This is a genomic window from Novosphingopyxis sp. YJ-S2-01 (assembly GCF_016093175.1).
GTDB lineage: Bacteria > Pseudomonadota > Alphaproteobacteria > Sphingomonadales > Sphingomonadaceae > Novosphingopyxis > Novosphingopyxis iocasae.
In genome coordinates, this window is record NZ_JAEDAI010000001.1 from 1,116,543 (window position 1) to 1,128,000 (window position 11,458).

General features: G+C 62.9%; 13 protein-coding genes, 1 tRNA gene and 1 pseudogene. 4 read left to right on the plus strand and 11 right to left on the minus strand.

Features of this window, described 5'->3' with window-relative positions; translation table 11 throughout:
- Positions 1 to 67: 67 nt before the first annotated feature.
- Entirely contained in the window at positions 68 to 670 is a 603-nt protein-coding gene (locus I6A82_RS05420) for an SDR family oxidoreductase (RefSeq protein WP_198094064.1), read from the plus strand.
- A gap of 61 nt (positions 671 to 731) precedes the next feature.
- Here I6A82_RS05420 and rplA read toward each other — a convergent pair whose 3' ends face one another.
- From rplA to I6A82_RS05445, 5 genes are all read right to left on the minus strand, one after another.
- Entirely contained in the window at positions 732 to 1,430 is a 699-nt protein-coding gene (rplA, locus tag I6A82_RS05425; RefSeq protein ID WP_198094065.1) for a 50S ribosomal protein L1, read from the minus strand.
- A gap of 4 nt (positions 1,431 to 1,434) precedes the next feature.
- Positions 1,435 to 1,866: a 50S ribosomal protein L11 gene (rplK, locus tag I6A82_RS05430; RefSeq protein ID WP_187335437.1), complete on the minus strand. Its 432-nt coding sequence runs from the start codon at positions 1,864 to 1,866 to the stop codon at positions 1,435 to 1,437.
- A 173-nt stretch (positions 1,867 to 2,039) separates the two neighbouring features.
- Positions 2,040 to 2,573 (minus strand): transcription termination/antitermination protein NusG, encoded by a 534-nt coding sequence (nusG, locus tag I6A82_RS05435; protein ID WP_187335438.1) that lies wholly within the window; start codon positions 2,571 to 2,573, stop codon positions 2,040 to 2,042.
- A 21-nt stretch (positions 2,574 to 2,594) separates the two neighbouring features.
- A complete protein-coding gene (gene secE, locus I6A82_RS05440) occupies positions 2,595 to 2,792 on the minus strand; it encodes a preprotein translocase subunit SecE (protein ID WP_187335439.1) in 198 nt (65 codons plus the stop codon).
- 170 nt (positions 2,793 to 2,962) lie between these two features.
- A tRNA-Trp gene (locus I6A82_RS05445) sits at positions 2,963 to 3,038 on the minus strand.
- Between the two features lie 122 nt (positions 3,039 to 3,160).
- Here I6A82_RS05445 and aat point away from each other — a divergent pair.
- Positions 3,161 to 3,958, plus strand: coding sequence for a leucyl/phenylalanyl-tRNA--protein transferase (gene aat / locus I6A82_RS05450; protein ID WP_198094066.1), 798 nt, complete (start codon positions 3,161 to 3,163; stop codon positions 3,956 to 3,958).
- A 35-nt stretch (positions 3,959 to 3,993) separates the two neighbouring features.
- Here the strand turns inward: aat and I6A82_RS14685 are convergent.
- The 5 genes and pseudogenes from I6A82_RS14685 to I6A82_RS05475 all read right to left on the minus strand — a co-directional run.
- A pseudogene (locus I6A82_RS14685) lies at positions 3,994 to 4,440 on the minus strand (DUF2155 domain-containing protein); the annotation flags it as partial.
- A complete protein-coding gene (locus I6A82_RS05460; protein WP_187335441.1) occupies positions 4,419 to 4,817 on the minus strand; it encodes an NADH:ubiquinone oxidoreductase subunit NDUFA12 in 399 nt (132 codons plus the stop codon). The gene I6A82_RS05460 and the pseudogene I6A82_RS14685, both read right to left, overlap by 22 nt.
- An 88-nt stretch (positions 4,818 to 4,905) precedes the next feature.
- A complete protein-coding gene (locus I6A82_RS05465; protein WP_198094067.1) occupies positions 4,906 to 5,433 on the minus strand; it encodes a DUF192 domain-containing protein in 528 nt (175 codons plus the stop codon).
- 8 nt (positions 5,434 to 5,441) lie between these two features.
- The gene (locus tag I6A82_RS05470) at positions 5,442 to 6,083 is read right to left on the minus strand and encodes a cold-shock protein (RefSeq protein WP_198094068.1); all 642 of its coding nucleotides are present in this window, start codon (positions 6,081 to 6,083) and stop codon (positions 5,442 to 5,444) included.
- 121 nt (positions 6,084 to 6,204) lie between these two features.
- On the minus strand, positions 6,205 to 6,753 hold the full coding sequence (locus I6A82_RS05475; RefSeq protein ID WP_332310932.1) for a regulatory protein RecX: 549 nt from the start codon (positions 6,751 to 6,753) through the stop codon (positions 6,205 to 6,207).
- Positions 6,754 to 6,910: 157 nt separating this feature from the next.
- Here I6A82_RS05475 and I6A82_RS05480 point away from each other — a divergent pair, with 157 nt between their 5' ends.
- Positions 6,911 to 8,638 carry a fatty acyl-AMP ligase gene (locus I6A82_RS05480; protein WP_198094069.1) on the plus strand — a complete coding sequence of 576 codons (1,728 nt, stop codon included), beginning with the start codon at positions 6,911 to 6,913 and terminating at the stop codon, positions 8,636 to 8,638.
- An 84-nt stretch (positions 8,639 to 8,722) separates the two neighbouring features.
- Complete coding sequence (locus tag I6A82_RS05485) at positions 8,723 to 11,068, plus strand: putative bifunctional diguanylate cyclase/phosphodiesterase (protein ID WP_332310933.1); 2,346 nt, start codon at positions 8,723 to 8,725, stop codon at positions 11,066 to 11,068.
- 21 nt (positions 11,069 to 11,089) lie between these two features.
- Here I6A82_RS05485 and arsC read toward each other — a convergent pair whose 3' ends face one another.
- A complete protein-coding gene (gene arsC / locus I6A82_RS05490) occupies positions 11,090 to 11,440 on the minus strand; it encodes an arsenate reductase (glutaredoxin) (protein ID WP_198094070.1) in 351 nt (116 codons plus the stop codon).
- Between the last annotated feature and the right edge of the window lie 18 nt (positions 11,441 to 11,458).

Sequence of the window (11,458 nt, forward strand, 5' to 3'; positions counted from 1 at the left end):
CCAGCGGGTGGAACGGCGGGCCCACCCATGCGTCCTCCATTTGTCTCTCCCAGCACAGGAAAATCCCATGAAAGTTCTCATCGCCGGCGCCACCGGTCTTACCGGCCAGCGCGTCGTCCGCCAGTTGCTCGATGCCGGTCACCAGCCCGTCGCGCTCGTCCGCGACAGCTCCGATACCTCCGTGCTCGCCGATGGCTGCGAAACGCGCGACGGTGATCTCACCGATCTGGCGGACGATGTCTGCGACGGCATGGACGCGGTGATCTTCGCCGCCGGTTCGGGCGGCAGCACCAGCGCCGAAATGACCGACAAGGTAGACCGCGACGGTGCGATCGCCTTGATCGACCGCGCGAAGGCGGCGGACGTGAAACGTTTCGTGATGCTGAGCTCGCGCGGTGCGGAGAACCCCGATCCGGACTCCAAACTGTACCATTATCTGCAGGCCAAGCACGCGGCGGACGAGCATCTGAAGGCATCGGGGCTTGTTTATTTCATTGTCCGCCCGGTGACGCTGACGAAGGAAGAGGGCAGCCGGGACATCCGCATGGGCGAAGACGTCGATATCGAGGGCAAAGCGGCGCGGGGCGACGTGGCGGCGGTTCTGGTGCGTGCGCTCGACGACGATGCGCTGAAGAACAAGGCCTATCTGATGGATTCCGCAGACGCCTGATATGAAGAAGGCCGGGCGTCGCCGCCCGGCCTCTTTTCGATCTCAGATCGGTTTTTGGCGCTTATGCGCCGGGGACGTCGGCCAGATCGACCTTCACGCCCGGGCCCATGCTGCTGCTGAGCGAGACCTTGCGGACATATTTGCCCTTGGAGCCGCTCGGCTTGGCCTTGGCGATCGCGTCGGTGAACGCGTCGAAGTTCTTGCGCAGTTCGGCATCGGGGAAGCTGGTCTTGCCCAGCGAACCGTGGATGATGCCGGCCTTTTCGACGCGGAACTGCACCTGACCGGCCTTGGCGGCCTTCACGGCGCCCTCGACATCGGGGGTGACGGTGCCAAGCTTCGGGTTCGGCATCAGGCCCTTGGGACCCAGTACCTTGCCGAGGCGGCCGACAACGCCCATCATGTCCGGCGTCGCGATGACGCGGTCATAATCGAGATTACCGGCCTGCATGTCTTCCATCAGGTCTTCGGCGCCAACCTTGTCGGCACCCGCAGCGGTTGCCGCTTCAGCCTTGTCGCCGCGCGCGAACACCGCAACCTTCATCTCCTTGCCGGTGCCGGCGGGGAGCGAAACCATGCCGCGGACCATCTGGTCGGCGTGACGCGGATCGACGCCCAGGTTCATGGCGACCTCGACCGACTCGTCGAACTTGGCGGTGGCGAGTTCCTTCACCAGCGCGATGGCCTCATCGACGCCGTAGAGCTTTTCGCTGTCGACCTTGCCCTCGAGGGCCTTCTGCTTCTTCGTCTGCTTTGCCATTATCTCAGCCCTCCACCACTTCGAGGCCCATCGACGTAGCGGAGCCCTCGATGATCTTGGTTGCCGCTTCGATGTCGTTCGCGTTCAGATCCTTGAACTTCGTTTCGGCGATTTCCTGCAGCTGGCTGCGCTTGATCTTGCCGATGAAGCCCTTGCCGGTGGTGCCGGAGCCCTTCTTCAGATTGGCGGCCTTCTTGATCAGGAAGCTCGCCGGGGGCGTCTTCGTGATGAAGGTGAAGCTGCGATCCGCATAGACCGTGATCTTGGTCGGGATCGGCATGCCCTTTTCAAGTTCCTGCGTGGCGGCGTTGAACGCCTTGCAGAATTCCATGATGTTCACGCCGCGCTGACCGAGCGCAGGGCCGATCGGCGGGGAGGGGTTGGCGGCGCCCGCGGGCACCTGCAGGTTGATGAAACCCGTTACTTTCTTGGCCATGATGGCCTCCTTTCATTCTACCGAGCGCGCATTGACGAGCCCGATCAACTAAGCGGTATTAGCGGCAGATCATCACCTGCCTCCCGCGCGGTACACCCGCTCCCAGAGGGAGAGGGAATTCTTGGAAGCGCGCGCCCTTAGCGCATGCGCCGGTCCGGCAACAGCCGGAAAGCTTATTTTGCGAGTTCGACCTGTTCGAAGTCGAGTTCCACCGGCGTGGCACGGCCGAAAATGGAAACCGACACCTTCACGCGGTTCTTTTCGAAATCCAGCTCTTCCACCACGCCGTTGAAGCTGGCGAACGGACCGTCGAGAACCTTGACCTGATCGCCAATCTCGTAATCGACCGAGACCTTCTTCTTCGGTGCGTTGGCGGCTTCCTCCTTGGTGTTGAGGATGCGCGCGGCTTCGCTTTCGCTGATCGGCTGCGGCTTGGTCGCGCCCAGGAAGCCGGTTACTTTCGGCGTGTTCTTGACGACGTGATAGACATCGTCCGTCATCTCCAGCTTCGCCAACACATATCCGGGGAAGAACTTGCGTTCGGACTGAACCTTCTTGCCGCGGCGAACCTCGGTCACGGTTTCGGTCGGCACTTCGACCGATTCGACGAGCTGCGACAGGCCGAGGCGCTCGGCTTCCGCGATGATCGCGTCGCGCACCTTGTTCTCGAAACCGGAATAGGCGTGGATGATGTACCAGCGTTGCATCGGGTCTAAAATCTTTCTCGTTCAGCCGGCGAGCGACAGCAGGAAGTTCACGATCGCGTTGAAGATCGCATCGACGCTGGTGAAGAACACCGCGAGAATCGCCGTCATGATCAGCACCATGATCGCGGTCTGCGTCGTCTCCTGGCGCGTCGGCCAGACGACCTTCGACACCTCGGTGCGCACCTGGCGGAAGAACTCTCCGGGATTGGTCTTGGCCATAGCCTCGTTCGCCTCAGTCATTTCGTGTCTTGCCGGTAAGCGGGATCGCTCCGGGACGCTTTGTCCGGAGCGATATAGGCCCGCATGTCGGAAGAGCCAGCCCTTTAGCGCGCGCGAGGGCCGATGGCAAGGCTTCGCGGCGGCGCACAGGATCGGGAAAGTCCGGGCGGTGGCAGGAGTGGAGGGATTCGAACCCCCGGCATTCGGTTTTGGAGACCGACGCTCTACCAGCTGAGCTACACTCCTATCGCCGGAAGGCGCACCGCTTAGCCGGGGGCGGGGGGAAGGGCAAGGGTGAAGGTTGCCGATTGCCTATCCGCTGGCCGCTCCACTGGTGCTGCGCGCGGCGGGCGCTATAAGACGGCGCGATGCCGCTCGACCTCGAACTTCTCGTCATGGCCTATGCGAACGGCGTCTTTCCGATGTCCGATGCGCGCGACGATCCGGAAACTTTCTGGATCGAGCCGGAACGGCGCGCCATCATTCCGCTCGATGGTCTGAAACTATCGGGATCGCTAAGGAAAGTGATCCGGCAGGACCGGTTCACGGTAACTACGGACAGGGCCTTCCCGCAGGTGATTGCGATGTGCGCCGAAAGCGCCGCCGATCGCCGCGAGACATGGATCAACGCGGAGATCGAGAACGCCTTCACTGCCATGCACGCCCATAGGCTGGCCCATAGCGTCGAATGCTGGCGGAACGGCGAGCTGGTTGGTGGGCTTTACGGCCTCGCACTCGGCCGGGCCTTTTTCGGTGAGAGCATGTTCAGCAGGGCGACGGATGCGTCCAAGGTGGCGCTCGCCTGGTTGGTCGCGCGGCTTCGCGTCGGCGGCTTCCGGCTGCTCGACTGCCAGTTCATGACCGATCACCTGAAAAGCCTTGGCGCGGTGGAGATCAGCCAGCAGGCCTATCTATCGCTTCTGGCCAAGGCGGTGCCGCGCGATCCGCGGGCGGCCATCGGCGCGGCTGGCGGAGCCGCTCAGGCGGCGGTGTCGGCGCCGCCCGTGCCCGGCATCTCGGCATCATCCGGCGCTTCCTCGACCGTGGGAGACTGGTCTTCGCTCGACCGGCTATTGGCACCGGATGGGCTTTCGGTGGTGACGCCGTCCAGTTCGGCATCCTCGCCCGGGAAACTCATTCTGCAATCCTTGACCCAAACGTCGTAGAGTCCGCTTTCGACCACATTGGCCGCAGGATGGTTCTTGAAAAGCCAGCCGGAAAAAACGCGCTTGAACTGATCCGGTCCGTTCTGGCCGCTGCGTTTGGCATTCACGAAAAGCTGCACGAAGCCGCCGGCATCCGCATAGGTTTCCCACGGCGCGGTCTTCTCGCAGGCGCGCAGGCGAATGATCACCTGATTGCCGATGCGCACCGACTCGCCCGGCTTCAGTTCGTAATCCTGGGATTTGCCGTTACGCTTGTTCAGGAAGCCGATCACCGCGACGCGCTCGGCCATCGGGGTGCCGATCCCCTCGGTCACCGGTTCCACGCCGAGATTGCCTTTAGCAGCCTCGACCGTGGCGGAAGCGCGCGGCTGCGGAAGCTGGTCCTCATTATTGCCGCAGCCGGAAAGCAGAGCGGCCGCGCCGAGGACCAAGGCCGGGGCGCCGAAGGCGGCTGCGCGCCTCATGCGTCGCCGGGCGTCCATGCCTCATAATCGCCGGTGGCACGCGCGCGCTTGCCGCCACGTTCCAGCGCACCGGCCGGACGATAGGCGCGGTCCGTGCCGGTCAGGTTGCCGGTCGGCTCCTTTTCCCAGATGCGCGCAGGAGGCAGAAAGCTTTCCGGCTCTTCATCATAGGTGCCGTGCAGCCAGCCATGCCATTCGGGCGGCACGCGGCTGGCGTCGTTCGCGCCATTGTAGATGACCCAGCGCCGTTCGGGCTGGCCCTCTTTTGCTTCCTTGCGAAAATAGACATTGCCCAAATGGTCCTCACCGACGCGAGAACCGTGGCGGGCATTGTAGATCGCCGTGCCGATGGTGGCACCGTTCCACCAGGTGAAGATTTTGCCGAGAAAGGACATGGGCTAGCCGATTAAGCGGAGCGAGCCGCTGGCGCAATGGGGAATGGTCCTTGCAGAGGCGTACAAGGTTTCGCGGGCGCGGTGCCGATCAGTCCTCGTTCGCGGCCCAGCGCACCGTATCGCCCGGCGCGATGCCGAGAGCGGCCGCCCGTCCGCCCGCCAGTTCGAGCACTGCGATGACCGGCTCGCCCGATGCGTGCGGGCTTTCATCATAAGGCACGGCATTGGCGGCAATACTCTCGATCGTCCCGTCGCGCCGGATGAAAAGGAGGTCGAGTGGGATGACCGTGTTCTTCATCCAGAAGCTGGCCACACGTTCGCGCGGGAAGGGGAAGAGCATGCCCCGGTCGCCCGCCAGATCGGTGCGGAACATCAGCCCGCGGGCCTGTTGTTCGGGCGTTTCGGCCACTTCCACGGTGAAGGGAAGTGTCTTGCCGCCGCTCTGGATACAGAGCTGAACCTGCCGGAGACCTGCCTCGGAAGCGTCTGCAGGCGTACCAGGCGCGCAGGTTGCATCGCCACCGGTTTGTGCAGCGTCTTGCTGATTGCCCGGTGCGCCCTGCGAGCAGGCGGCCAGCAGCGCCAGCGCGCTGGCAAGAGCGATCGGCCCGCGCATCGGAGCGATCAGACCCGGTGATCCTGCCGCACGGTCACGGCGAGTGGACCTTTCTTGCCCTCGCCAATCTGCACCATCAGCCGGTCGTCTGGGCTGGCCGGGCCCATACCCGCCTCGCGCAGGGTCTCCATGTGAAGGAAAATGTCATCCGCCACGTCGGGCGATTCGAGGAAGCCATAGCCGCGCACCCGGCTGAACCATTTTACCGTAGCCGAGATAAAGCTGTCGTCGCTGTCGATGGCGTGCAGGCGGTGTTCGTGATGACGGTGGGCGCGGTCGCTCTCTTCGGCGCATTCCGGATCGAAGGAGATAAGTTCGACAACATGGCGGCCTTTGGGGCCGTCGCGAAATGTGCATTCAACGTCGCAGCCTTCGGGAAGATCGCGGCGCCCATGCGGCTCGATCGTCGAGCAATGGATCAGGATGTCGTCGCTGCCGTCGTCGGGAATGATAAAGCCGAAGCCGCGCCGGCGGTCGAACCATTTGATCTGCCCGCTAGCGCGAAGCATCTGGGTGGTTCCACCCGGCTGGTTGTCATTGGCATCCGCAGGATGGTCCATATCGGCCGGTCTGCTTTCCAGCGGCATCACGCACGCTCCTCTGGTCATTCCCAATACCCGGTGCCTGACCGCCTGCGCGGTAAGGACCACAAAGCCAGCCGGCGACTGACATTTGTTTAGTTTTATACGCCTACCACGAAATCCTCAGAGCAGCGAGAAATTTAAGGATTAGCGTCCGAAAGCAACGGTTTCCGTAACGCAATTCCGGTGCTTATTCATACGGATCCGGTTCGGATCCTGGCGGCGACTCGACGAACAGTCGTGCCAGTCTCAGATCATGCCCTGCCCGCAGAAAGGCGGCGATCTGCTTCTGTCGCCGGTCCGGATCGGCCGCTTCGGCGGCGAACGGACCGATGCGGCGCTTGCGCGCGAAGCGGCGGGCGCTGTCGAAGGCGGCGGCGCGCGCTTCTTCCTCCGCCGCGGCCCGGTCCTGCTCTTCTATTCCCGCGGCATATAGCGCCTCGCCCACCCGCCGTACGCCATAGCCGCGCGCGGTGAGGGAGCGCGCTTTCATGCCGGCATAGACCTCGTCGTCCACGAAGCCGAGTTCGTCCATTTTTGAAACGAGCGCATCGATATCGGGTGTGCCTTCATCCTCCCACCCGCGTTCGCGCAATTTGCGCGCAAGATAGGAGCCGAGCTTGTGACGGGAGGTTGCGTAGCGCCCGACATAGCGTATCGCGAGCTCCCGCAGGCGCTCTTCGTCCAGCGGCCGGAGTGGCTTGCGGCGGCGCTCGGACGATTGCAGATTGTTACGCACGCCACCTTCCTGCCATAAGCGGGCCGGATTTTGAACTTGTAACCCCGCCATGTAGCGGTGCATGGAACGCTTTTATGCTCGCGACGTCTCGCCGTACGCGCGTGGAGGGGAGGCTGAACCCGTGTTCGGGGGAGGTCGATCGAAGGTTGAGATACATATGAATGAACTGGTTTCCACCCCCACGCGGGACGATCTGGAGCGACGCTTCTCCGATTTCGATACGCTGGGAGGGGCTCTGGATTACGCGGCGAGCGGTGTGCGCGGGCTGAATTTTCACGACATGCGCGGAAAGCTCGCGCGGCCTTATCCCTATCGCGATCTGCGTGAGGATGCGTTGGCGGCTGCGCGGCGCCTGATCGCTGCCGGAGTGAAGCCTAAGGACCGGGTGGCCCTGATTGCGGAGACCGGGGCCGATTTCGCTGCACTGTTTTTTGGCGCGATCTATGCCGGTGCCTGGCCGGTGCCGCTGCCCTTGCCCACCAGCTTCGGTGGGCGCGATCATTATGTGGACCAGCTTTCGGTTCAGCTGAAGAGCTGCGATCCGGCGATCCTGCTTTACCCTGCAGAGCTTGGCGAGATGGCGGGCGCTGCGGCCGATCTGTGCGGCTTCAAGAGCATAAGCTGGGAAGATTTCGCCGGCGCCGCGGAAAGCAGCGATCCGCTGCCCGAGGCCGGGCCGGACGACATTGCCTATCTGCAATATTCCAGCGGCTCGACCCGCTTTCCGCACGGCGTTGCCGTTTCGCACAAGGCCGTGCTTAGCAATCTGGCGGCGCATGGCCATGGCATGAAGCTGGAGCCTGCAGACCGCTGCGTTTCCTGGCTTCCCTGGTATCATGACATGGGTCTGGTCGGCTGCTTCCTCTCGCCGGTCGCCAATCAGGTTTCCACCGATTATCTGAAGACGGAAGATTTCGCCCGTCGCCCGCTCGCCTGGCTGGACATGATTTCCGCGGCGGACGGCACGGTGCTGAGTTATTCGCCCACCTTCGGCTATGACATCTGCGCGCGTCGCATCGGCAGCCAGTCCAAGGTATCCGAACGCTTCAATCTCGCGCGCTGGCGCGTGGCGGGCAACGGCGCGGACATGATCCGCCCGGATGTGATGCAGGCTTTCACGGATGCGTTCGCGCCCGCCGGCTTCAACTCCAAATCTTTCCTGCCGAGCTACGGCCTTGCCGAAGCGACCTTGGCGGTATCGATCATGCCGCCGGGCGAGGGCATTGTGGTGGAGCTGGTCGAGGAAACCGAACTTAGCGGCGAAAGCGGTGAAGACGGGCGGCCCAAGCGTTTCCGTTCCATCGTCAATTGCGGGAAACCCGTGCTGGGCATGGAAGTCGAGATCCGCTCCGACAGCGGCGAAGTGCTGCCTGAGCGCTCGGTCGGTAAAGTCTGGTGCCGTGGGTCTTCCGTCATGGAAGGCTATTTCCGCGATGAGGAGGCGACCGACGCCTGCATGGTCGGCGGCTGGCTCGATACGGGCGACATGGGCTATGTGTCCGCAGGTTACGTTTACATCGTCGGCCGCGCCAAGGACATGATCATCATCAACGGCAAGAACCACTGGCCGCAGGACATCGAATGGGCGGTGGAACAGCTTGCCGGGTTCAAGGCCGGGGACATCGCAGCCTTCGCGATCACCACGCCCGGCGGCGAGGAAACGCCTGCAGTTCTGGTGCAGTGCCGCACCTCCGATGATGCCGAGCGTGCGCGCCTGCGCGATGCGATCCGCGAAAAGGTCCGCTCGGTCATCGGTATGAACTGCGTGGTAGAGCTTGTACCCCCGCGCACGTTGCCGCGCACCAGTTCGGGCAAACTCAGCCGGGCCAAGGCACGCAATCTGTATCTTTCGGGCGAAATACAGCCTTATTCGATCGCAGCCTGAAGCGCGCCGGTCATTTTTCGCATTTCACGGCTGATCGGGTGATGGCTTACTTTTGAGTAACCATCGCGGGGTATACAGCTCCCCGTGACTGAACTGATCTCTCCATCGCCGCACCCCGATCGCGTGCCGTTCATGGCGCTGCTGGGCCTGAACCGGTCCGGTACGATGGACTGGGGCCATGTGCGCGCGATCCAGCTGGAAAATCTGCGCGATAAGTCGCTGATGCGTCTGATCGCCAGCCTCGGTACGATGCTCGTCATCGACCTGCTGTTCTTTGCCGACCATGACCTTTTGATCCTGGGGGGTTGGTCGCTGGCAGTGATCTTTTTGCAGTTGCACGTGTACCGCGCCAATATGCGCGGAGACTTTATCGGTCGGAAGACGGTGAGCCTGCGCGAATTGCAGTCTGTCCAGCTTCGCGCCATCGGGCCTGCCGTGCTCTGGGGGGCACTACTGATCTATTGCGGCCTAGAAGGGTCTTCGCGGGACCTGATTCTCGCTTATGCTGTCTTGCTCACGCTGATGGTGGGCTCGGCCACGATGATGGCGACGGTACCGCTGTCCACCATCATCTTCGTCTCGGTCACCGGAATGAGCGCCTGCGCCGCCTTTTTTCTGGCCGAGCAGGTCGTAATCGCAGCTTCCAGTCTGGGCGTCACGGTGCTGCTGATTTTCGCAGCCCTTAATTCGGCGCGCAATCATGTCGGCGAGCATCTCGCGCGGCTGACACTCTTGGAAAAGAGCGAGACGGTGAGCCTACTGCTGCGCGAATTCGAAGACAGCGGGGCTGACTGGCTGTGGCAGACTGATACCGCGCGCCGCGTATCGCGTGTGAGCCCGCGCTTTGCCTATGCGCTGGGGCGGGACGCCTCGGATATTGACGGCCTGCCCTTCCTTCAGCTTGTGGCGGGCGAAGCGTGGGAGAGCGGCGATTTTCCGCCCGCGCTGCATCTACTTGCCGAAAAATTGAACAAGCGCGAGGCGTTCAGCGACCTGCTGGTGCCGGTCATGATCGACGATCGGCAATTGTGGTGGGAGCTTTCGGCATCGCCGCGGCTGGGAGAGGATGGCAGTTTCCTTGGGTTTCGCGGCGTGGGTTCGGACGTTACCGCGCAGCAGGAAAGCCAGAAGAAAATCTCGCATCTCGCCCGGTTCGATACTCTGACGGGCCTGCCCAACCGCCTGCAGCTGACCGAGGCGCTAGGCGAAGCAATGCGCGATGCGGACAAATGGCGTTCGCGCTGCTGCTTCCTGATGATCGATCTGGACCGGTTCAAGGCGGTTAACGATACGCTGGGCCATCCGGTGGGGGACAGGCTGCTCGGCCGTGTCTCCAAACGCCTGCAGTCGATCATGAGCGATAACGAGCTGTGCGGCCGCCTGGGCGGGGACGAGTTCGCGGTTGTCGTCAAGGATGGCAGCGATAGCGCCTACATCACGCGCCTGGCGGATCGCATTATCGCGACCTTGTCCAAACCTTATGAGGTGGACCAGCACACGCTGTTCATCGGCGCCAGCATCGGCACCGCGATCGGCCCGCGCGACGGCAAGACGGTCGAGATGCTGATGCGCAGCGCTGATCTGGCGCTCTATCGCTCCAAGGACGCGGGCGGCGGAAGTCATACGCTGTACCAGCCGAGCCTCCACGCCGACGCCGAAGAGCGCCGCGTGATGGAGATCGAGCTACGCCAGGCGCTCGAACGGGGCGAACTGCATCTGCAATATCAGCCGGTAGTGGATGCCGAGGATTATACCGTCACCGGCTTCGAGGCGCTCTTGCGCTGGAACAGTCAGAAATTCGGCCCCGTTTCCCCCGCCAAATTCGTGCCGCTGGCCGAAGAGGCGCGGCTGATCGCACCGATAGGCGCATGGGTTCTGGAACAGGCCTGCCGCGATGCGGCGCAGTGGCCGGACATGGTGAAGGTGGCGGTCAATGTATCGGCGGATCAGCTGACGACCCCTGGTTTCATCGAAACGATCAGCTCCGCTCTGGAACAAAGCGGGCTGCCCAAGCGGCGCTTGGAGATCGAGGTGACGGAGAGCATCTTCGTGCGCGGCGGCATGGCCGAAAAGATGCTGAGCGAGGTCAACGATCTGGGCATCAAGCTATCACTCGACGATTTCGGGACGGGCTATTCGTCGCTCGGCTATCTGCGCAAGACGCGCTTCGACACCATCAAGGTGGATCGCAGCTTCGTGCAGGGCGCGGCCAAGAACGTGCCTGAAAGCATCGCCATCATCCGCGCCGTGGTAGCGCTGGCGGACAGCCTCGGCATGGCGACCACTGCGGAAGGCGTGGAAAATGAGGAAGAGCTGCGCATGATCCAGCAGCTCGGCTGCTCGAAAATCCAGGGCTATTATTTCGGCCGACCGATGGGCTTCGAGGATGCACTCGCGCTGTTCCACCAGCGCGATTCGGACGTCGCCTGATCGCGTCTTTCGCCACTGCCGTCAGAGCAGATCGCGCACCTTTTCCTGCGGCCGGCAGAGTGCAGCGCCCTTGTCCGTTTCCACGAAGGGGCGCTCGACCAGGATCGGATGCTCGGTCATCGCTTTCAGAATGGCCTCATCGCTCGCGCTCTCGTCGGTCAGGCCCAGTTCCTCGGCGGGCGAGCCGCGCACGCGCAACGCCTCTCGCGGCGTCAGCCCGGCTTTCTCGAACAGACGCTCCAGCGTAGCCCGCTCCCAGCCTTCGTCGAGATAGCGCACGACGGTCAGCTCTACGTCCGGCGTTTCCTCCAGGATCGCCAGCGTCTTGCGCGATGTGCCGCATTTGGGGTTGTGCCAGATGGTGGCCTTCATAGGATGCTCCTGAAAAGT